Genomic DNA, 21,030 nt, shown 5'->3' with positions numbered 1-21,030 from the left:
GCGACGCCGGGGAGCCCCGGCCCGCCCGCCGGTGGCGCGGGCCAGTCGGACCAGCCCAGATCGCCGAGATCGAACGGGTCGGCCGGGTCGGCCGGGTCGGCCGGGTCGAACGGCTCGCGTCGGGCCAACGGCTCCCGCATCGCACGCGGTGGGAAGGGCAGGACCACGGCCCGGCCCGCTGCCGCGGTGACGGCGGAGCCACCGCCCCGCCCTGCACCCGAGCTCGGGTCGGAGTTCGAGTTCGGGACGGAGAGCGGTGTCGGTGCCGAGGACGGATTCGACACCGGCACCGGCACCGACACCGGCACCGGCGCCGATATCGCCGCGGCTGGCGGATTCGAGGCCGAGGCCGATGCTGACGCCGAGGAACGGGCCGCCGGTCCCGGGGATCTGGAGCGGGCGCTGGCCGAAATGCTGGCCTTCCTCCGCCGCCGCATCACCGGCGAGTACACCGTGGACGAGCACGGCTTCGACGTCGATCTGACCGAGCATGTCGTGGCGCCGCTGCTGCGGCCGATCTACCGCAGCTACTTCCGGGTCGAGACCCGGGGGCTGGAGAACATTCCGGACCAGGGCGGGGCACTCGTGGTCTCGAACCACTCCGGCGCGATCCCGATGGACGCGCTGATGACCGCCGTGGCCATCCTCGACCACCATCCGGCCCACCGACACCTGCGGATGCTCGCCGCCGATCTGGTCTTCGCGGTGCCGTTCCTCGCGCCGCTGGCCCGCAAGACCGGCAACACCCTGGCCTGTCAGGCGGACGCCGAGCGGCTGCTCGGTGCCGGCCATCTCGTCGGGGTGTGGCCGGAGGGCTTCAAGGGCATCGGCAAGCCGTTCAGTGAACGGTACAAACTGCAGCGGTTCGGCCGCGGCGGTTTCGTCTCGGCTGCGCTGCGGGCCGGGGCGCCGATCGTGCCGTGCACCGTGGTGGGCGCGGAGGAGATCTACCCGATGATCGGCAACTCCCGGACACTGGCGCGGGTGCTGGGGCTGCCGTACCTGCCGATCACGCCGACGTTCCCGTGGCTGGGCCTGCTCGGCCTTGTCCCGCTGCCGAGCAAGTGGATCATCGAGTTCGGTGAGCCGGTGGACACGGCTGGCTACACGCCGGCCGCGGCCGACGACCCGATGCTCGTCTTCGAGCTGACCGACCGCATCCGGGAGACGATCCAGCACACGTTGTACGGCCTGCTGATGCAGCGCCGCTCGGTGTTCTTCTGAACCACTCGCCCGGCGGGGCCGGGCGGAGGCCGTGCCGGCGGACCCCAGGCGGTGTCGGCAAAGGTGGCAACCGTGTTGGAAAACGGCTCCACGCTGCCTGCCGGACGTGCCGCCGAAAGTCATGATCGCTGGGCTGGGGAGCGGTCCGGGCGCTGGTCGCCCCGCCGCCGAAGCCGGTGGATGTCGTTCGGACCGCGACGGTGGTGGACGGCGCGTCGGCGACCCGTCGAGACGTGCCGTCCACTCGTGACCGTGGGCTCCGGTAGCGCCGTCAAGCCGCTGAACAGCCATTCTCCGATGCGCGACCGAGATTCCCACGGCGTGGGCGGCGGCGGGCAGATGTGTCGACGATGGAAACTAAAGACCTTTCCGTGGCCTTTCACTCTTGAGGCCTTGCAAAACATCGACCTTGGTCGACGTCAAGACATTCTCGGGAAAGGCCACGCGAAGGAAGTCGATCATTTGAGGGGAGGGCCTGAACTCGAGGCGAAAGGTGTCAGTGGTGCCAGATTCTCGCGTGCCGATCCCCGGTTTCGGGTCGCCCAGCCGAAGGTGGAACCCGATGGTCTGGCCTGGTGATGCGGCGGCGCCGATCCGGTGACGGCTGGGATCTGACATCGCTGGACACAATAGCGGAGGGGTCGGGCGGACCGTTTGCCTGGCGAAATGACCTTCCTGTGGTCTTTCTGGGGGATACCTTGACGGCGGCTGAGGTGGGAATTCTGCAAGCCCTCGGAAAGTAGAGGCCACGGCGAGCCCTTTAGTTTCCATCGTCAATACAACTGCCCGCCACCGCCGATGCTCGGCGCGACCCTGCTCCGGAGTGTGGAGAACGGCTGGTCAGTCGTCTGGCGGCATCCCTGAGGGCCGCCGCCGACGCGGTGGGACCGGTTCGGCGGGCCGCCGTCCGTCCGGCAGGTGGGTGCGGACGTTCCGTTGACGGCTGCCGGTGCGCGCCAGATGCGTTCGCCGTGTCCGGGAGCAGTTCTGGTCCGGCTGGCGTGACGGTCGTCGGGACGTCCCGGTCGATGGCTGGGGCTGGTTTCCGACACTGGTGTCACCCACATTGGTGTTACCCATCGGCCGGACACCCATCGTAAGTGGCCAGCTCGAGCGCCAGCCCCGGCCCGGCCCGAGCCCCGGCTTCGCCCGAGCCGCCCGGCGGGCAGCCCCGTCAGGTTCCGCCGTAGCGGCGGCGTAGTGCCATACCGGCGGCCACGCCGCCGCCGAGGGCGCCGAGCCCGGCGGCCGTCGGGATGCCGATCCTGGCCGCCTTGCGGGCGGTGCGGAAGTCCTTGATCAGCCAGCCCCGCTCCCTGGCGACCGCGCGCAGGTCGGGATCCGGGTTGATGGCCACCGGATGCCCGACAAGCGAGAGCATCGGCAGATCGTTGATCGAGTCCGAGTAGGCCCAGCACCGGGCCAGGTCGAGTCCCTCGCGTTCGGCCAGTGCCTGCACGGCCGCGCCCTTGGCCGGCCCGTGCAGCGGCTCGCCGACGAGGCGCCCGGTGTAACAGCCGTCCGCGACCTCGCTGACGGTGCCCAGCGCGCCGGTGAGGTTCAGCCGCCGGGCGACGATGGACGCCAGCTCGACGGGGGTCGCGGTGACGAGCCAGACCCGCTGCCCGGCATCGAGGTGCTGCTGGGCCAGGGCGTGCGTGCCCGAGTAGATCTGCTGTGCCATCCGCTCGTCGTAGATCTCCTCGCCGTAGCGGACGATGTCGGTGACGTTGCGCCCGGCGACGAAGGCGAGCGCGGCCTCACGGGCGTCCCGCATGCCGTTCGGGTCCTCGAGGCCACGTACCCGGTAGCTGATGTGCTGCCAGCCGAACTTGAGCAGGTCCCGGGAGTCGAAGAAGTCGCGGGCGGCCAGGCCGCGGGCGAAGTAGAAGATCGAGGCGCCGGCCATCATGGTGTTGTCGACGTCGAAGAAGGCCGCGGCGGACTCGTCCGGCGGGGGCTTCGCCACCTCTTCGGCGGCAACTTTCAGCGCGGCGGTGGCAGCCGCCTCCGCCGCCTCGCGGCCGTGCAGATGGTCCTTGCGCCGTCGCACCCTCATGTCATCGGGCTCGCGGCATGGAGGCCCCGGCGTTCAGGCCGGGAAGGAGACGGCGTTCGACGCTGGAACGCATGTTCGATCCTTTCGGTGGAATCGTGGCATGCCCGCCCGCGGGCGCCGGAGGAGATCCGGCTGCCCGGGCCCGTGGGCGGCGCCGTCAGCCTACGACCCCGGCGGCCCCGGGAAGCCGGCACCGGCCCGCCGTCAGTCTCCACGTGACGTGGGCAGGCTGCGGGCAAGGGCACGCACGGCCCGTAGCTGCAGTGCCCGCACCGCCCCCTCCTTCTTGTTCATCGCCTGTGCGGTCTCGCGCACCGACAACCCCTCGAGGAACCGCAGCGTGACGCATTCCCGCTGCTCCGAGCCCAGTGAGCTGACGGCCTGGAGCAGGTCGCGCAGGCTGAGCGCGGACAGGACGGTGTCCTCCGGACCCGGGACGGACGTGCGCAGGCCCACACCACTCTCGGCGGTGGTGAACAGGTCGGCGGCCGGGAACTCCAGCCGGGCCCGGCCCGAGCGGGCGAGGTCGACGATGTGGTTGCGGGCGATGGTGACCAGCCACGCGCCGATGTCCCGGCCCTGCCATTCGAAGGTCGAGATCCTGGTCAGCGCGCGCAGGAACGTCTCGGAGACCACGTCCTCGGCGACCGCGCGGTTGCCGCCGACACGGTAGAAGGCAAAGCGGTAGACGAAGTCGGCGTAGCGGTCGTAGATCTGACCGAACGCCTCCCGCTCCCCGCGGCGGGCCCGCTGGACGAGGTCGGCGTCCACCCGTGGATCCGGCGGGCGCGCCACGGCCGCCGGCTGCGGCCGGTCCATCAGGTCCGGCAGTCCCCGCAGGCCCGGCCGATCAGACCGGTTCGACCGGTCAGTCGGCTCCGGCGGGTGCTGCGGCTCCGACGCGTCGATGCGGGTGGCATTCCCGGCGGTTGCGCGGGACATGACAGCGGCGGTACCGAGCAGCGGTAGCAGGGCGAGGAGGCGTCCCAGGACGGGTGTGGCGCGTGGGACGTGGCCGCCGACGCCACCGGCGATCCCGCCGCGCGCGCTCGCCGGTGTGATCAGCAGGCGCACGGTGTCCCCGCCGGCCGGATGCCCACGTGCCCGGCCGGTCGCGCCGCCGTCCGTCGGGCGGCCCACCCGCCCGTGGGCGCCGCGGTGACGGTTCCGGCAGGGACAGCTCCGGCGGGATCGGTTCCGGCGGGATCGGTTCCGGTGGGATCGGTTCCGGTGGGAGGGGTTCCGGTGGGATCGGTTTCCGGGGAAGCAGCCCTGGCAGGAACGATGCCGGTTGCGCCGTGCCGCGACCGTCGACGAGTGGGGCGCGTCGTGGTGCGCATACGGGCTCCCGGCAAGGACGTCGCGGGCGGTGATGGGCGCCACCACCATAGCCGTCGGGTAGCTGAGTGTAGCCAGGAGGCCCGTCCAGGGAGACCAGGTACCGTAACCCGCCGCCAGTCGCCGACGGACAGTGGGTTGTCACCCGATGGTAGGTATCCGCTCGCCGCGGAAGCATTATCGTCGCTGGGGTGATCGACGCCCGCGCAGCGAACTCCGAACGGCAGCACCCTCCCGGGTCCGGTGATCCCGCCCCGGGCGCCGGGCCGAGCCACCGCGGCGCCGGTTCCGGCACCGGTTCCGGCGACGAGGCGGCCGCGACCCGGATCGAGCTGGTGACCAGGGCCGGCTGTCACCTGTGCGACGACGCGCGGCAGGTGATCGCGCGGGTCGGTGCGGAGCTGGGTGTCAGCTGGCGGGAGACCGATGTCGATGCCGACCCGGCCGCCGTCGATGCCTACGGGGACCGGGTGCCGGTCATTCTCGTGGACGGTCGGGAGCACGGCTACTGGCGGGTCGAGGAGGAGCGGCTGCGCCGGGCGCTGGCCGGCGACCGGTGGTCCTGGCGGTCGGGGCGTTCCGCCCGGTAGGGGGCGACCTGGGCTGCCGGCCGGGGTGGGGGTCGCACGGGCCTCAGTACTTCGTGAATCCCTTCACGAAGTCGTAGACTCTGTGGGTCCGCAGATCTGTGGGTCCGCAGACGCAGACGCGGTCGTCGGCCGCACGGAGCGCCGGGCCGGCCGCGCCCGCTGCTCGGGCGTGACCACCGGGCCGGGCGTGACCGCGCGGAGCAGACCCGTGCAGGCCGGCGGGGCCGTCTCGCATGGCACGGCCACCGGTCCACGGGGCCGAGTAGCCGGCCCGCACTGTCGAACGATGTCGGGAGCCGCGGATGCGTCAACCACGGCGGGGGGCCGGGCGGCTGTCGGGCAGATCGTCGATGCCCGAGGCCACGGTCGCCAGGCTGCCCCTCTACCTACGTGTGCTGACCGCGCTCGGCGAGAGTGGGGTGCACACCGTGTCCTCGGACACTCTGGCCGCCGCCGCCGGGGTGACCTCGGCGAAGGTCCGCAAGGACCTCTCGCAGCTCGGCTCGTTCGGGACGCGTGGGGTCGGGTACGAGGTGGGCATCCTGCTGGAGTGCATTTCGGCCGAGCTCGGCCTGACCGAAGACCGTTCGGTGGTGCTTGTGGGGGTGGGTAACCTCGGGCATGCACTTGCCGGGTACGGCGGTTTCCACGCCCGTGGGTTCCGCATCGCGGCGCTGGTCGACGCGGATCCGTCCCGTGTGGGTGAGCGGGTCGGCGAGGTGGTCGTCCGCCCGGTCGACGAGCTGGAAGCGGTCATCGAGGACTGTCAGGTGACCATCGGCGTGATCTGCACGCCGGCGGCGGCGGCCCAGCATGTCTGCGACCGTCTCGTCGCAGCGGGCGTGACCAGCATCCTGAACTTCGCCCCCACGGTGCTTTCGGTGCCGGAGGGAGTAGATGTGCGTAAGGTCGACCTTGCCCTGGAACTGCAGATTCTCTCCTTTCACGAGGCTCGCAAACGTCCGTCGCCCGGCCCGCCCGCCGGAGCCGTGGCGGGCGGTCGCGGGCCGGGGCCGGGCGCAACCGTGGATGACGAGGCTGGTGAGGTCGTGCGGATGACCCGTCGGGTGGTGCCACCGCCGTCACGGGTGGCGCCGGATGTGCCGCTACCCGCGGTGGCGCGTGGGGGTGACTCCGAGTGAGCCTGCTGGCGGTGGGGCTCAACCACCGGACCGCACCGACCTCGCTGCTGGAGCTCGCCGCGGTCTCCGCGGACGAGACGACGAAGGTCCTCCACGATCTGGTGGCGGCCGACCAGATCAGCGAGGCGGTGGTCCTCTCGACCTGCAACCGCACCGAGATCTACGCCGAGGTGGAGACCTTCCACGGCGGGCTGGCCGATATCTCCGACCAGCTCAGCCGGGTGTGCGGGGTGCCGCTGAACGACCTCGCGAACCACCTCTACGTGCACCACGAGGCGCGGGCGGTCAGCCACCTGTTCTCGGTGGTGTGCGGTCTGGACTCGATGCTGGTCGGCGAGTCGCAGATCCTCGGCCAGGTGCGGGTGGCGTTCCGGGCGGCCCAGGCGGCCGAGGTGACCAGCGGGATCCTCGGCGGGCTGTTCCAGACCGCCCTGCGGGTCGGTAAGCGTGCGCACACCGAGACGTCCATCGACGCGGCGGGAGCCTCGATCGTCGCGGTCGGCGTGCGGATGGCGGCCTTCGACCTGCAGGCCCGCAGCCCGGACGCGCTGGCCGTGCCCGTCGCGGGTCCGGGAACCGACCCGGCGGACGCGGTCGAGGAGATGCTGCGCCCCGGTCTCACCGCACCGGCCGCCCCGGGTGATGACGCAGCCCCCCTCGCCGGCGCCCGTGTGCTGATCATCGGTGCGGGCGCGGTGGGCTCGCTGGCGGCCCAGACCGTGCGCCGGGCCGGTGCCGGCGAGGTCGTCGTCGCGAACCGGACGCCGGCCCACGCGGCCCGCGTCGCGCAGACCCACGACGCTCGGGCGGTCGGCCTGGCCGACGTCGCCCACGAGATCGGCCGGGCTGATCTGGTCCTCTCCTCGACCGGTGCGTCCGGTCTCGTGGTGGGTCACGATGTGGTCCGGTCGGCCATGGCGGGCCGTGGCGGCCGCCCACTGGTCTTTCTCGACCTCGCGCTCCCGCGTGACATCGATCCCGCCGTGCGGGAGTTGCCCGGGGTCACTCTGATCGACATCGAGGCCCTCCGGGTCGCCCTGGACGGGGCACAGGTGTCCCACGACGTGGAGGCCGTCCGGTCGCTGGTCGCCGCTGAGGTGGCCGGCTTCCTCGACCGGCGGCGCGCGGAGCGGGTCGCCCCGACCGTGGTGGCTCTGCGGGCGCACGCGGCGGCGGTGGTGCGCGACGAGCTCGACCGGCTGCGCAGCCGCATGCCCGATCTTGACAACCGTGAGTGGGACATGGTCTCCGGCACGGTCCGCAGGGTGGTCGACAAGCTGCTGCACGCACCGACGGTGCGGGTGCAGCAGCTCGCGGAGGCGCCGGGCGGTGATTCCTATGCGGAGGCCCTTCGCGAACTGTTCGACCTGCCCCGGGACGTGCCAGCCATCGTCTCCGCCCCTGACCTGGATCTGGTGGAGAGAACGTGACTGAGACCCGAGGGCAGACCCCAGCGCCCGACGCGCCGGAGCACGCCTGGCTGGCGCGCCGGCCACTGCGGCTGGGCACACGTCGCTCGGCGCTGGCACTGGCGCAGTCGGGGCAGATCGCCGAGACGCTGCGGGCCCGGCTCGGCCGGCCGGTGGAGCTCGTCGAGATCGTCACCGAGGGCGACCGGTCCCAGGTGGCGATCAGTCAGATCGGCGGTACGGGTGTCTTCGTGAGCGCCCTGCGCGACGCGCTGCTGGCCGGTGAGATCGACCTCGCCGTCCACTCGCTCAAGGACCTCCCCACCGCCACGCCGGACGGGCTGGTGATCGCCGCCGTCCCGCCCCGGGCCGACACCCGGGATGTCCTGGTGTCGCCCGGCGGGCGCACGCTGGCGGAGCTCGGCCCCGACGCGCGGGTGGGCACCGGGTCGCCGCGGCGGGCGGCGCAGCTGCGCGCGCTCGGCCACGGCTTCGAGGTCGTGCCGATCCGGGGCAACGTGGACACCCGGATCAAGAAGGCGATCGACGGCGAGGTGGACGCCGTCGTCCTCGCACACGCGGGCTTGGCGCGCCTCGACCGGCTCGACGCCGTGACCGAGGTGATCCCGCCCGAGGTGATCCTGCCCGCTCCCGGTCAGGGCGCGCTGGCGATCGAGTGTGCCCGGACGCCGGCCGCCGGACCGGCATCCGATCAGGCCGGACCAGATCGGGGCCGGGGCGTCGATGGAGGACTCGCCGAGCTGCTACGGTTTGTGCTCGACGACGCATCGTCCTCTGTCGCGGTCAGAGCCGAGCGTGCTTTCCTGGCAGGAATCGAAGCCGGTTGCACCGCTCCGGTGGGTGCCTTGGCCCAGGTCCTTCCAGGAGCCGGCTCGCATCCGGACACGCGCGGCGACGGTGCGCCCGCCGTGGGTGGCATCCGCCTGCGGGCGGTGGTCTCGGCGCCGGATGGAGGCAGGGTCCTGCGGCGCGAACTCACCGGTTCTGCCGTCGACCCGGAGGCGCTCGGGCAGCGCCTCGCGGACGAGCTGTTGTCCGCCGGAGCACACACGCTGATGGGAACAAGCTGAGCATGGCCACCCGACGTACCAAGAAGCCCGTGTCCCCGGTTGCGCTGGTGGGCGCCGGACCCCGTGATCCGGGGCTGCTGACCGTCCTCGCCGTGGAGACCCTCGCCGCCGCGGACGTCGTCGTCGCCGATCCGGACGTCCCGCCCGCCGTGGTCGAGTCGCTGTCGGCGGAGGTGCTGCGGATCGGTGACCTCGACGCCCCGAAGCCGGTCCGCGACGCCGAGGCCGCGACCGCCGCGGTCGTCAGCCGGGCTCGGGCCGGGGAGAAGGTCGTCCGCCTCTACGCGTCGGACCCGTGGCTGACCCGGATCGGAGCCGCGGACGCCCAGTCGCTGGCGAAGGCCCGGATCCCCTACCGGGTGGTGCCCGGTGTCTCCACGTCGGCCGCCGTGGCCACCTACGCCGGCGTGGCCCCCGGCTCCCCGGTCACCTTCGCGAGCACGTCGGGTGTCTTCTCGTCCTCGGGTTCGGTCAACAGCGGGTCGCCGTTCGGCGCCGGCGACCCGGTCGGCCCGCTCACCGCGCCGCCGTTCGGCGCGCCGCGGCTCGGCAGCCGGTCGATGTCCGGCCTGGGCACCGGCCCGCTGGGGGTCGGCGGCGGCTTCGGCGCGCCGCTGGGCCTGGGCAACCCGACCGGCTTCGGCGGGCTCGGCCTGCCCACCACGCACGGGGACGTCGACTGGGGCGCCCTGGCCCAGGCGCCCGGCACCCTGATCATCACCGCTGGTCCCACCGAGATCGGCAAGGTGGCCACCGCGCTGGTCGAGCACGGCCGCCCCGGTGACACCCCGATCGCGGTCACGGTCGACGGCACCACCACCGACCAGCGCACCGTCACCTCGACGCTGGACCGGATCGAGGCCGACGCCGCCCCCATGCTCGGCGCGACCGCCACCCCGCCGCACGAGGTCGTCATCTCGGTCGGCCAGGTCGTCGGGACCCGCTCCAAGCTGTCCTGGTGGGAGACCCGCGCCCTGTTCGGCTGGACGGTGCTGGTGCCGCGGACGAAGGAGCAGGCCGCGATCCTCTCCGACTCCCTGCGCGCGCACGGGGCGAGCCCGCTGGAGGTGCCCACGATCGCTGTGGAGCCGCCCCGCACCGCCGCCCCGATGGAGCGGGCCATCACCGGCCTGGTCTCCGGGCGGTACCAGTGGGTCGCGTTCACCTCGGTGAACGCGGTGAAGGCGGTGCAGGAGAAGGTCGAGGAGCGCAGCCTTGACGCCCGCGCCTTCGCCGGGGTCAAGGTCGCCGCGATCGGCGAGGCCACCGCGGACGCGCTGCGCGCCTTCGGTATCCGGCCCGACCTGGTGCCCGCCGGCCAGCAGTCCAGCGAGGGCCTGCTGGAGGAGTGGCCCGAGTTCGACGACTCGCTCGACCTGCTCGACCGCGTCCTGCTGCCGCGGGCCGACATCGCCACCGACACGCTCGTCGCCGGGGTGAAGGACCGCGGCTGGCAGGTCGACGACGTCACCGCCTACCGCACGGTGCGGGCGGCCCCGCCGCCCGCGCCGATCCGCGAGGCACTCAAGGGCGGGCGGGTCGACGCGGTCGTCTTCACGTCCTCCTCCACCGTGCGCAACCTGGTCGGCATCGCCGGCAAGCCACACGAGACGACCGTCATCGCGGTGATCGGCCCGGCGACCGCGGCCACCGCGGTCGAACTCGGGCTGCGGGTGGACGTCCAGGCCACCGAGGCGTCGATCCCGTCGCTGGTGACGGCGCTGGCCGAGTTCGCCGCCGAGCACCGCGAGGAGCTCGGCAAGGTCGGCCCGCTGGCCGCCCGGCTACCCAAGCCGCGACGGGGCTCCCGGCGGTGACCGGGACGCCCGGCCGCCCCGCCGGCAGCACCACGGCCGGCTCGCCGGCGGCGGCGCGGCCGGCGGCCCAGCCGGGGTTCCCGCTGGCGCGCCCGCGGCGGCTGCGTCGCGGTGCGCCGCTGCGCCGGCTGGTGGCCGACGTGCGGCTGCACCCGGCTGACCTCGTCCTGCCGATGTTCGTCCGGGAGGGTGTGACCGACCCGGTGCCGATCTCGTCGATGCCGGGAGTCGTCCAGCACACACGGTCGACGCTGCGCAAGGCCGCGGCCGAGGCCGCGGCGGCCGGTGTCGGCGGGATCATCCTGTTCGGCGTGCCCGAGCACAAGGACAGCCGCGGCTCGGCTGCCGACGACCCGGCCGGCATCGTCCAGCTCGCCCTCGCGGACCTGGCGTCCGAGGTCGGCGGCGACGTGGTGATCATGGCCGATCTCTGCCTTGACGAGTACACCGACCACGGTCACTGTGGCCTGCTGACCCCCGCGGGCGACGTTGACAACGACGCCACGCTCGGGCGCTACGCGCAGATCGCGTTGGCCCAGGCCGCCGCCGGCGTCGAGGTGATCGCCCCCAGTGGCATGATGGACGGGCAGGTCGCGGCCATCCGGGCCGCGCTCGACAGCGCCGGCCACACCGAGCTGCCTGTCCTCGCCTACTCCGCCAAGTACGCCTCGGCCTTCTACGGGCCGTTCCGGGAGGCGGCGCTGTGCGCGCCGCAGTTCGGTGACCGGGCCGGCTACCAGCAGGACCCGGCCCGGTCGGTGGGGGAGGCGCTGCGCGAGGTGGCGCTCGACCTCGCCGAGGGCGCCGACGCGGTGATGGTGAAGCCGGCGCTGGCCTACCTGGACATCCTGCGCGCGGTCGCCGACAGCGTGGACGTCCCGGTCGCGGCCTACCAGGTCTCCGGCGAGTACGCGATGGTCGAGGCGGCGGCGGCCAACGGGTGGCTCGACCGGGACAGGATCATCCTGGAGACACTGACGGCCGTCCGGCGGGCCGGCGCGGACATCATCCTCACGTACTGGGCGGCCGAGGTCGCCGAACTCCTGCGCTCCCGCGGCTGACCTGCGCCGACCGTGGCTGTCGAGGCAGCCGCGGGCTGCCTCCGACCCGCTCGCGTCCTCGGGGCCCTGCCAGCGCCGTGTCTCGTTGTGGCCCATGTGGCCGGGTCGACCCCGGGACGGAACCCTACGGGGGGAGGGTATGGGCGTAGGGTGCTGACCGTCGGAATCTTCGGGCTCCGCGCGCAGTTCGCCCCGGGGCCCATGATCACATCACGGGAGGCGTCGTCATGTCCGTCACCAGCATCGTGACCACCTTCAGCGTCACCGGGATGACCTGCGGCCACTGCGCCGCGGCCGTCAGCGAGGAGATCTCGCGGCTGCCCGCCGTGAGCGCGGTCGACGTCGACGCCGCGACCGGGCGGGTCACCGTGACGAGCGCCAGCGAGATCGACGACGCCGCCGTCGACGAGGCCGTCAAAGAGGCCGGTTACACCCTCGCCGGCCGCCTCTGACGACCGGCTGACCGGTTGACTGGCTGGTCGGCTGGTCGGCTGGTCGGCTGTCGGCCTGCGCTGGGTCCGGCCCGGCCGGACCCGCGGTTCCGTGAGCTTCCGGGCCCGCGGGACCGCGGAGTCCGGAGCGCTGGAGCGCGCGAAACGCCGGCCTCCGGACTGCCCTCGAGGGCGAGCCGGCCGTCCCGGATGATCGCGATTCTGGCCGCGAGGCGATCGCGGCGGGACCGGGCGGACCGGAGGGGGAGTTGTGCGCAGGACAACTGCGCCTATTGATCATGGTCTTTCGGGTGGTCTCCCAGAAGGAGATGCGCTCTGCCAGCATGTCCGTCGGGTAAGGGACCACGGGCGGGACTGTGCCGGTGGGCGGCCGGCTTGCGGCGGCGGCATATCATCGACATGGCAGCCAGGCAAGACCCCGGGTGGCGGCGAGACGCGGGAGCGTGACAGGGCCCCGCGGGCCGGCGTCGGCCATCCGCGGGCGGCGAGCGCCTGGTGGCCGTGAGCCGCCGCCGGTGGGCGGCCGGGGCAGACCCCCGTCCGCCGGCGGCCTTCGTCGTGTCAGGTACGTCACGGGCCCGGCGGGCCGGCCGGGCGGCCCCGAGCGGCGGTACCGGATCCGGGTGGCCGCGCCGGGCGCCGGCCCCGGGCGAGACCTGCAAGGATCGGGGCATGGTGGTTCCGTCTGCCGCACCGGCGTCCGAGGATCTTTTCCAGCGCGCCCAGCGGGTTGTTCCGGGCGGAGTGAACTCTCCGGTGCGCGCGTTCCGCGCCGTCGGCGGCACTCCCCGTTTCATGGTCGGCGGTGAGGGGCCGCGGCTCGTCGACGCCGACGGCCGTTCCTACGTCGATCTCGTCTGCTCCTGGGGCCCGATGATCCTCGGGCACGCGCATCCGGACGTCGTCGCGGCGATCACGGCCGCCGCGGCCCGGGGGACGAGCTTCGGTACCCCGACTCCCGGCGAGGTGGAGCTGGCCGAGCTCATCGTCGATCGGATCCGCCCGGTGGAGCAGGTGCGCCTGGTCAACTCCGGCACCGAGGCGACGATGAGCGCGATCCGGCTGGCCCGTGGGTTCACCGGCCGCTCCACGGTGGTGAAGTTCGCCGGCTGCTACCACGGGCATGTCGACGCGCTGCTCGCCTCGGCCGGTTCCGGCGTGGCGACCCTCGGGCTGCCCGACACCCCCGGTGTGACCGGTGCGGCCACCGCCGACACCATCGTCCTGCCCTACAACGATCTTGATCTGGTGGAGGCGACCTTCGCCGAGCGCGGCGACAGCATCGCGGCGGTCATCACCGAGGCCGTCGCGGCGAACATGGGCGTCGTCCCGCCGCTGCCCGGCTTCAACGCCGGCCTGCGGCGCCTGTGCGACTCCTACGGCGCGCTGCTGGTGTTCGACGAGGTGATGACCGGCTTCCGCGTCTCCTCGACCGGCTGGTGGGGCCTGGAGGGCGCGGAGGAGGGCTGGGCGCCGGACCTGTTCACCTTCGGCAAGGTGATGGGCGGCGGCCTGCCCGCCGCGGCGTTCGGCGGCCGCGCCGACGTGATGGCCCGGCTGGCCCCCGCGGGCCCGGTTTACCAGGCCGGCACCCTCTCCGGGAACCCGCTCGCGGTCGCCGCCGGACTGGCCACCCTGCGCGCCTGCACCGACGAGGTCTACGCGACCGTCGACGCGCGGGCGGCGGACGTCGCCGGCATCGTCTCCACCGCGCTCACCGAGCAGGGCGTGCCGCACCTGCTGAACAGCGCCGGGTCGCTGTTCAGCGTGTTCTTCACCGAGGCCGCGGCGGTCGTCGACTACGCCGGAGCGAAGCAGCAGACCAGCGAGCGGTACGCGGCGTTCTTCCACACCATGCTCGACGGCGGCGTCTACCTGCCGCCGTCGGCGTTCGAGGCCTGGTTCGTCTCGGCGGCGCACGACGACGAGGCGGTCGAGCGGATCGCCGCCGTCGCGCCGGCGGCGGCTCGGGCGGCCGCGGCGGTCGAGGCCGGCTCCGAGCTGGTCGGTGGGGGCGCGGCGTGACCGGGGCGGACCTGACCACGGTGCACCTCGTCCGGCACGGGGAGGTCTTCAATCCCGAGAAGGTGCTGTACGGCCGGCTGCCCGGCTACCGGCTCTCCGAGACCGGCGAGCGGCAGGCGAAGGTCACCGCCGAGTACCTCGCCGGGCTGGACGTCGCCGCGGTCGTCTCCAGCCCGCTGGACCGCGCCCGGCAGACGGCCACCCCGATCGCCGAGGCCCACGGCGTGGAGCTCCAGGTCGACCCGCGGCTGATCGAGAGCCGCAACGCCTTCGAGGGGCGGCCGTTCGAGGCCGGGCCGGCCGTCCTGCGCTACCCGCGGATGTGGAAGCTGCTGCGCAACCCGCTGACCCCGTCCTGGGGAGAGCCGTACGTCGAGATCGCGAACCGGATGCTCACCAGCGTCGCGGAGTGGCGGGACACCTTCCCCGGGCGGCATGTCGTCCTGGTCAGCCACCAGCTCCCGGTCTGGACCGCCCGGCGGGCGCTGGAGGGGCAGCATCTGTGGCACCGCCCGGACCGGCGGCAGTGCTCCCTCGCCAGCGTCACCTCCGCGGTCTACCGGGGCGACCGGCTGGTCCGGGTGGACTACGCCGAGCCCAACGGGCCGACCGCGAACGCGGCCGGCTCCGTCGGCGCCTGACCCGGCGCACGCCCGAGCTGGCCGTGGCTGTGATCCACCCGGCGCTGCGGCTGCTGCGGTGCCCGGTGTGCGCGGCGCCGCTGGACAGGCCCGCCGGGCCCGCCGGGCCACCCGGGCCAGGGTCCGCCGGCCTGCGCTGTGGCGGTGGGCACGCGTTCGACGTCGAGCGTTCCGGCTACCTGAACCTGCGGACGGGGCAGGCCCGGCGGGTGACCGGTGACACCGCGGAGATGGTCCAGGCCCGGGTCGACTTCCTCGGGCGCGGCCACTACGCACCGCTCACCGCCCGCCTCGCCCGGCTGGCCGGCCTCGCCCTGGCCCGCCCGGGGGGTGCCGGCCCGGCAGTGGCCGAAGCGGCGGAGCCTGAGCTGGTGCTGGAGATCGGGGCCGGTACGGCCCATTACCTGTCCGCCGTGGTCGACGCCCGGCCGCGGGCACTCGGCCTCGCGGTCGACGTGTCGAAGCCGGCGCTGCGCCGGGCGGCCCGGTCGCATGCCCGGGTCGGCGCGGTGGCCTTCGACGTCGCCCGGCCCTGGCCGCTGCCCGACAGGTCGGTGGACGTCCTGCTCGACGTTTTCGCCCCGCGCAACCTGCCGGAGATGCGCCGCCTGCTCCGGCCGGGCGGGGTGCTGCTGCTGGTGACCCCGGGCGATGACCACCTGGCGGAGCTGCGGGGGCCGCTCGGTCTGGTCGGTATTCACCCGGGCAAGCGGGCACGGCTCGCCGAGGAGCTGGCCGGCCGGTTCACCCGGCTGTCGTCGGAGACCCTGACCCGCACCCTCCGGCTGGGGGTGGACGAGCTGGTCGAACTGGCCCTGATGGGCCCCACCGGCCACCACACCGGCGCGGCCGAGCTCCGGCGGCGGCTGGAGGCGGTGCTGCCGGCCGGGGGTACCGCGATGGAGGTCACAGCGTCCTTCGTCATCGACCGTGCCCAGGGGGCGGCGGAGCTGGCGGTGGACTGACCTGCGCCACCGCCGGACCCGCCGGACCTGCTGCGACCGCGCGGCGGACGCACGCCACGGCCGAGGTCGCGCTCCTGCCCGCGACGGGCCGGCACGGGGGCGGTGCCCGCCGCGCCGCGGGAGTGCGGCGAAGCCTCAGGGCCGGACGTCCCAGGGCCGAACGGCCCAGCCCCGGCGCACACGACTCTCGGGGCACCTACTCTGGAGGTCGTAGTTCTACAGTTGGTCGTAGACGGCCACTGCGGCAGGGGCACGGCAGCATCGAAGGGAGCGGGCTCATCCTGGGCGCGATGCGGGACAGAGGGCGGACTCGCGGCGCGGTGGCCGGAGTCGCCGCCGCCATGCTGCTGGCCGGGGGCGGGCTCGCGGCCTGCTCCGCCGACGCGAACAGCGTGGACGCCACCGGTGGCGGGGGCTATGGCTTCGTCCAACAGGCGCCCGGGCAGGACTTCGTGGAGCCCGCGAACCGTCGGGAACCGCCCAGGATGGCGGGGGAGACCCTGGACGGTGAGCAGCTGGACGTGGCCTCCCTGCGGGGCCGCCCGGTCGTGCTGAACTTCTGGGCCTCCTGGTGCGCCCCGTGCCGCGCCGAGACCGACGGCCTGGTCACCCTGGCGAAGGACAACCCGGACGTCGCCTTCGTCGGCGTGAACGAGAAGGACGAGCCGTCCAGCGCCCGGGCGTTCGTCCGCACCTATGCGGTCACCTACCCCAGCATCATTGACGAGACCGGCGTCCTGGCCGCCGGCTGGCCGATCTCCATCGGGCTCCCGTCGACCGTCGTCCTGGACGACCAGGGGCGGCTCGCCGCCCGCTTCACCGGCGGTGTCGTGCCCGAGGAGCTCACCGCCGTTCTCGGCAGGCTCCGGACGGAGGCCTGAGCTCCCGATGGGTGTCGTGGACGTCGTCACGGACGGCCCGTTGCTGCTCGCCGCACCCGTGGCCGCCGCGGCCGGGCTGTTGTCCTTTCTGTCGCCCTGCGTCCTGCCGCTGGTTCCCGGCTACCTGTCCTTCATCACCGGCCTGTCCGGCGAGGACCTCCAGCGGCGTGCCGAGCAGCCCGAGCCGGTCGCCGCCGCGCCCGAGCAGGCGCCGGTACCGGTTCCTGCCGCGGTCGGCGGGCCGGTCACGTCCCTGGCCGTTCCGGACGTGGCGGGCGTTCCCGACGCGCTGGCGCCAACCGCGGACGCCGTGGCTGCCGCCCCCGCAACCGGTCCACAGCCGGCCGTCGGCGAGCCCGGAGCCGGAGCCGGAGCCGGTGAGCGTGCCGGGCGGGCCTGGTGGGGCGAGCGGCTGGGTGACATCCGCCGGGCGGGGCGGGTGACCGCCGGCACCGGCCTGTTCATCCTCGGGTTCACCGTCGTGTTCGTCTCCTACGGGGCGGCGTTCGGCGGGCTGGGCCAGTGGCTGCGGGTTCACCAGGTGGGGCTGAGTCAGGTACTGGGCGCGGTGACCATCCTGATGGGGCTCAGCTTCGCCGGTGTGTTCTCCCGGACGTCCTGGGCCAACCGCGAATGGCGGTTCCACCGGCTGCCGTCCCCGGGCCTGCTCGGCGCCCCCGCCCTCGGGGTGCTCTTCGGCATCGGCTGGACGCCCTGTATCGGCCCGACCCTGACCGCCGTGCTCGGGCTCGCGACCCAGAGCGCCACCGTCGGCCGTGGCGCGTTCCTGTCCGCCGTGTACTGCCTGGGCCTGGGACTGCCGTTCCTCGTCGTCGGGCTGGCGTTCCGCCGCGTCGCGGGCGCGCTGCTCGCGGTGCGCCGTCACGCGAGGCTCCTGGCGCTCACGGGCGGCGCCCTGCTGGTGGTCGTCGGCGTCCTGCAGCTCACCGGTGCCTGGACGGATCTCATCGCCGAGCTCCGCCCGTACGCGCCCGGATTCTCGGAGACCCCGCTGTGACCACACGCCCCACCGCCCCGTCCGGCCATGTCGACGGGCTGATGCCGGACGATCCGACGATCCTGGAGGATCCGGAGGCGTTCGACCCGCCGGCTCCGCGGCGCGCGACGGACCGGACCGACCAGACCGAGCGCCCGGAGCGGCAGAGCGAGAAGGGCCGGACGTCCACGACCGGGGCTGCCGGCGGCAGCGCCAGCCCCGGCGGAATCGGGAGCCCCGGCGGAACCGCCAGCACCGCCGCCGCGGAGACCTCCGGAGCGGGCGCCGCCGGCGCGGGAGACGGCCGCGCAGAAGCGGGTGAAGCTGCGGCTGACGGGAGTTCGGCGGCTGACGGGAGTTCGGCGGCTGACGGGAGTTCGGCGGCTGACGGGAGTTCGGCCGGCGGTGGCAGCCCCCACGCCCCGTCCTCCGGCCCGACCCGGCCCGCCGGTGCCGGGGGCCGCGCCGGCGCGCTGGCGCTGATCGCCCGGTCGTGGCGGCAGCTCACCAGCATGCGGACGGCCCTCGTGCTGCTCTTCATGCTGGCCGTGGCGGCTGTGCCGGGGTCCCTCCTCCCGCAGCGCAACGTCAACCCCATGAAGGTCGAGGAGTACCTCGCCGACCATGGTTCGCTCGCCTCCTGGCTGGATCGGTTCTCCTTCTTCGACGTCTTCGGCGCCCCCTGGTTCGCCGCGATCTACCTGCTGCTGTTCATCTCGCTGATCGGCTGCCTGTGGTCGCGGGTCCGCTGGCACGCGCGCGCCCTGTTCACCGCGCCGCCGAAGGCACCGTCGCGGCCGGGCCGACTGCCCGGCGGCAGCACCTGGACCAGCCCGTTCGAGGCCGACGAGGCGGTGCTCCGGGCCCGCGGCGTGCTGCGCGGACGGCGGTTCCGGGTCGCGGTCGCGCCCGCCGACGCCCGCCGGCCGGACGGCACCCCCGACCACTCCGCCGCCGCCGAGAAGGGCTACCTGCGCGAGACCGGCAACCTGGTGTTCCATCTCGCGCTGGTCGCGCTGCTCGCCGGCATGGGGTTCGGCTCCTGGTTCGGCTACCAGGGCACGGTGCTGGTGATCACCGGCAACGGTTTCGCGAACACCCTGATCTCCTATGACCAGTACAACGGCGGCGAGCTCGTCGACCCGGTGGACCTGCCGCCGTTCTCGGTGATGCTGGACCGGTTCGAGGCGACCTACCAGGACAACGGCCAGCCCGCCGACTTCCGGGCCGACGTCCGGTACGCCGAGGATCGTGACGCGCCGACCAGGACCGAGACGGTGCGGGTCAACCATCCGCTGGCGATCGGCAACGCCAAGATCTATCTGATCGGGCACGGCTACGCCCCGCACTTCGTGCTGCGCGACCCGGCCGGGGAGATCGTCTGGGAGTCGTACGTCCCCTGCACCCCCCGCGACGGCATGTTCACCTCGACCTGCACCGTGAAGATCCCGGACACCGGCCTGCCGCCGCTCGGCGAACTCCGGGCGCCGCAGCAGCTCGCGTTCAGCGGGGTGTTCACCCCGACGACGGTGCTCGACCCGGGGCACGGCTACGTCTCGGTCTTCCCGGCGGCTCGCGCGCCGGGCCTCACCCTCACCGGGTTCGTCGGCAACCTGCACCTCAACGAGGGCATCCCGCAGAACGTCTACACCGTCGACACCCGCGACATGACCCAGTTCACGATGACCGGGCCGGCTGGCGCGGACCGGATCGCCCAGGTCGTCGCGCCGAACAACCCGCGGCAGCGGACGCTGACCGGCCTGCCGGGCGGCCTGTCGCTCGAGGTCGACGGGGTCCGCGAGTTCGCGACCTTCCAGACGAAGTCCGATCCCTTCAAGGGGTTGGTGCTCGTCGCCTCGGTGGTGATCATCGCGGGACTGATCGCGAGCCTGCGGGTGCGGCGCCGGCGGGTGTGGGTCCGGGCGACGCCGCTCGACGGCGGCGGGAGCACCGTCGAGATCGGCGGCCTCTCCCGCTCCGACGCCCAGGGCTTCGCCGCCGAGCTGACCGCCCTCACCCGCCGGATCAGGGACGACACGGCACCGGAGGACGTCCCCCCGGGTGCCGAGACCCCGGGTGCCGCCATCCCGACCACCCCGACCACCACGTCCAGCAGCACCTCCAGCACCACCAGCGCCACCAGCGAACGGGAGCCTTGATGCCGGTCAACGAAGGCATGGCAGAACTGTCCGATCTGCTGTTCAGGACCTCGATCGGCGTCTACGCCGTGAGCATGCTCGGCTTCGGCGCCGAGTTCGCGTTCAGCCGGCTCGGCCGGGTCGCGGGCAGCGCCTCGGCGGTCGACGAGGCAGCAGCCGAGGCAGAGGCCGTGGACGCCGCGGGCGAGACCGCCGCGAAGCAGGCCGTGCTGGTCGGCGCGGCTCCGGCCATCGGCGGGGAGGCCGGGATCACCGGCCCCTCCGGCGGCGTGCCGGGGCGGACCGACGCCGGCACCGGCCCGGCCGGTGACGGCTCCCCGCGGAAGGGGGCCGGTTCCGCCGGCGCGGACGGAATGACGCCGCGCACCTCGGTCTGGATCGGCCGCCTCGCGGTCGTGCTGACCATCGTCGGCTGGGCGACCCATGTGGGATCGGTCGTGACGCGGGCGATCGCGGCCGACCGCGTCCCCTGGGGCAACATGTACGAGTTCTCGTCCATGATCTGCCTCATCGCGGTCACGACGTTCCTCGTCCTGATCACGAGGCAGCCACTCCGGTGGCTCGGGGTCTTCGTGATGGTCCCCGTCGTGCTCTCGATGGGGTTCGCCGGGACGGTGCTCTACGTCGCCGCGGGGCCGCTGGTCCCGGCGCTGGACTCGTACTGGCTCAAGATCCACGTGGCCGGTGCGATCATCTCGAGCGGTGTCTTCCTGGTCTCCGCCGTCACGACGGTGCTGTTCCTGCTCAAGGACAGGTGGGAGAGCAGGCTGGCCGAGGTGGCGTCGGGCCGGGCGGAGGCTTCCCGGGCGATGCGCAGCCGCGGCGGCATCGTGATGCGGCTGCCCTCCTCCGCGACGCTTGACACGATCACCTACCGGATCATCGCGTTCGCGTTCCCGATCTGGACCTTCGCCATCATCGCCGGAGCGATCTGGGCCGAGGCGGCCTGGGGCCGCTACTGGGGGTGGGACCCGAAGGAGACCTGGTCGTTCATCACCTGGGTCATCTACGCGGCCTACCTGCACGCGCGGGCGACGGCCGGCTGGCGGGGGCGGCGGGCGGCAGCGGTCTCGCTGCTGGCGTTCAGCGCCCTGTTCATCGACTACTACCTGGTGAATCTGGTGATCAACGGCCTGCACTCGTACGCGGGGATCTGAGTCGGCTCGGCGGGCCGCTCGC

17 protein-coding genes are annotated in these 21,030 nt (G+C 73.5%); 15 read left to right on the top strand and 2 right to left on the bottom strand.

Annotation, left to right across the window (positions count from 1 at the left end):
- Positions 1-186: 186 nt before the first annotated feature.
- Positions 187-1,224 carry a lysophospholipid acyltransferase family protein gene (locus B207_RS0120940; protein WP_018638554.1) on the top strand — a complete coding sequence of 346 codons (1,038 nt, stop codon included), beginning with the start codon at positions 187-189 and terminating at the stop codon, positions 1,222-1,224.
- Between the two features lie 1,174 nt (positions 1,225-2,398).
- Here the strand turns inward: B207_RS0120940 and B207_RS0120935 are convergent.
- Positions 2,399-3,283, bottom strand: a complete 885-nt coding sequence (locus tag B207_RS0120935; RefSeq protein ID WP_026311276.1) for an HAD family hydrolase — start codon at positions 3,281-3,283, stop codon at positions 2,399-2,401.
- Between the two features lie 204 nt (positions 3,284-3,487).
- On the bottom strand, positions 3,488-4,423 hold the full coding sequence (locus tag B207_RS0120930; RefSeq protein ID WP_230205138.1) for a sigma-70 family RNA polymerase sigma factor: 936 nt from the start codon (positions 4,421-4,423) through the stop codon (positions 3,488-3,490).
- A gap of 389 nt (positions 4,424-4,812) precedes the next feature.
- Here B207_RS0120930 and B207_RS34780 point away from each other — a divergent pair, with 389 nt between their 5' ends.
- The 14 genes from B207_RS34780 (at position 4,813) to ccsB (ending at position 21,008) form a co-directional block, all read left to right on the top strand.
- A complete protein-coding gene (locus tag B207_RS34780) occupies positions 4,813-5,211 on the top strand; it encodes a glutaredoxin family protein (protein WP_018638552.1) in 399 nt (132 codons plus the stop codon).
- Positions 5,212-5,561: 350 nt separating this feature from the next.
- On the top strand, positions 5,562-6,353 hold the full coding sequence (locus tag B207_RS0120920) for a redox-sensing transcriptional repressor Rex (protein ID WP_018638551.1): 792 nt from the start codon (positions 5,562-5,564) through the stop codon (positions 6,351-6,353).
- The gene (locus B207_RS0120915; protein ID WP_018638550.1) at positions 6,350-7,783 is read left to right on the top strand and encodes a glutamyl-tRNA reductase; all 1,434 of its coding nucleotides are present in this window, start codon (positions 6,350-6,352) and stop codon (positions 7,781-7,783) included. Before B207_RS0120920 ends, B207_RS0120915 begins: the two co-directional genes overlap by 4 nt.
- A complete protein-coding gene (gene hemC / locus B207_RS0120910) occupies positions 7,780-8,853 on the top strand; it encodes a hydroxymethylbilane synthase (protein WP_018638549.1) in 1,074 nt (357 codons plus the stop codon). Before B207_RS0120915 ends, hemC begins: the two co-directional genes overlap by 4 nt.
- Positions 8,854-8,855: 2 nt before the next feature.
- Positions 8,856-10,670, top strand: coding sequence for a bifunctional uroporphyrinogen-III C-methyltransferase/uroporphyrinogen-III synthase (locus B207_RS0120905; RefSeq protein ID WP_018638548.1), 1,815 nt, complete (start codon positions 8,856-8,858; stop codon positions 10,668-10,670).
- Positions 10,667-11,731 carry a porphobilinogen synthase gene (hemB, locus tag B207_RS0120900; RefSeq protein ID WP_018638547.1) on the top strand — a complete coding sequence of 355 codons (1,065 nt, stop codon included), beginning with the start codon at positions 10,667-10,669 and terminating at the stop codon, positions 11,729-11,731. Before B207_RS0120905 ends, hemB begins: the two co-directional genes overlap by 4 nt.
- 227 nt (positions 11,732-11,958) lie before the next feature.
- Complete coding sequence (locus tag B207_RS0120895; RefSeq protein ID WP_018638546.1) at positions 11,959-12,183, top strand: heavy-metal-associated domain-containing protein; 225 nt, start codon at positions 11,959-11,961, stop codon at positions 12,181-12,183.
- A gap of 672 nt (positions 12,184-12,855) precedes the next feature.
- The gene (hemL, locus tag B207_RS0120890; protein ID WP_018638545.1) at positions 12,856-14,208 is read left to right on the top strand and encodes a glutamate-1-semialdehyde 2,1-aminomutase; all 1,353 of its coding nucleotides are present in this window, start codon (positions 12,856-12,858) and stop codon (positions 14,206-14,208) included.
- Positions 14,205-14,849 (top strand): histidine phosphatase family protein, encoded by a 645-nt coding sequence (locus tag B207_RS0120885; protein WP_018638544.1) that lies wholly within the window; start codon positions 14,205-14,207, stop codon positions 14,847-14,849. The genes hemL and B207_RS0120885 overlap by 4 nt, the downstream gene beginning before the upstream one ends.
- A gap of 23 nt (positions 14,850-14,872) precedes the next feature.
- On the top strand, positions 14,873-15,814 hold the full coding sequence (locus B207_RS0120880; protein ID WP_018638543.1) for a methyltransferase domain-containing protein: 942 nt from the start codon (positions 14,873-14,875) through the stop codon (positions 15,812-15,814).
- 290 nt (positions 15,815-16,104) lie between these two features.
- A complete protein-coding gene (locus tag B207_RS0120875) occupies positions 16,105-16,695 on the top strand; it encodes a TlpA family protein disulfide reductase (RefSeq protein WP_063820951.1) in 591 nt (196 codons plus the stop codon).
- A 7-nt stretch (positions 16,696-16,702) separates the two neighbouring features.
- On the top strand, positions 16,703-17,713 hold the full coding sequence (locus B207_RS0120870) for a cytochrome c biogenesis CcdA family protein (RefSeq protein ID WP_018638541.1): 1,011 nt from the start codon (positions 16,703-16,705) through the stop codon (positions 17,711-17,713).
- Positions 17,710-19,851 carry a cytochrome c biogenesis protein ResB gene (gene resB / locus B207_RS0120865; RefSeq protein ID WP_026311273.1) on the top strand — a complete coding sequence of 714 codons (2,142 nt, stop codon included), beginning with the start codon at positions 17,710-17,712 and terminating at the stop codon, positions 19,849-19,851. The genes B207_RS0120870 and resB overlap by 4 nt, the downstream gene beginning before the upstream one ends.
- Positions 19,851-21,008 carry a c-type cytochrome biogenesis protein CcsB gene (ccsB, locus tag B207_RS0120860; RefSeq protein ID WP_018638540.1) on the top strand — a complete coding sequence of 386 codons (1,158 nt, stop codon included), beginning with the start codon at positions 19,851-19,853 and terminating at the stop codon, positions 21,006-21,008. Before resB ends, ccsB begins: the two co-directional genes overlap by 1 nt.
- Positions 21,009-21,030 lie beyond the last annotated feature (22 nt).

The sequence above is a fragment of the Parafrankia elaeagni genome (genome assembly GCF_000374165.1).
In the GTDB taxonomy this organism is placed as follows: domain Bacteria; phylum Actinomycetota; class Actinomycetes; order Frankiales; family Frankiaceae; genus Parafrankia; species Parafrankia elaeagni.
Note: the sequence above shows the minus strand (reverse complement) of the source record. Positions and strands in the feature narration are given on the sequence as shown.

What these genes read in the sequence shown, in the direction of transcription:
- B207_RS0120935 (WP_026311276.1), bottom strand. Translation starts at nt 3,283, where the DNA reads ATGAGGGTGCGACGGCGCAAGGACCATCTGCACGGCCGCGAGGCGGCG.
- B207_RS0120920 (WP_018638551.1), top strand. Translation starts at nt 5,562, where the DNA reads ATGCCCGAGGCCACGGTCGCCAGGCTGCCCCTCTACCTACGTGTGCTG.
- B207_RS0120905 (WP_018638548.1), top strand. Translation starts at nt 8,856, where the DNA reads ATGGCCACCCGACGTACCAAGAAGCCCGTGTCCCCGGTTGCGCTGGTG.
- B207_RS0120895 (WP_018638546.1), top strand. Translation starts at nt 11,959, where the DNA reads ATGTCCGTCACCAGCATCGTGACCACCTTCAGCGTCACCGGGATGACC.
- hemL (WP_018638545.1), top strand. Translation starts at nt 12,856, where the DNA reads ATGGTGGTTCCGTCTGCCGCACCGGCGTCCGAGGATCTTTTCCAGCGC.
- B207_RS0120875 (WP_063820951.1), top strand. Translation starts at nt 16,105, where the DNA reads ATGCGGGACAGAGGGCGGACTCGCGGCGCGGTGGCCGGAGTCGCCGCC.
- B207_RS0120870 (WP_018638541.1), top strand. Translation starts at nt 16,703, where the DNA reads ATGGGTGTCGTGGACGTCGTCACGGACGGCCCGTTGCTGCTCGCCGCA.
- ccsB (WP_018638540.1), top strand. Translation starts at nt 19,851, where the DNA reads ATGCCGGTCAACGAAGGCATGGCAGAACTGTCCGATCTGCTGTTCAGG.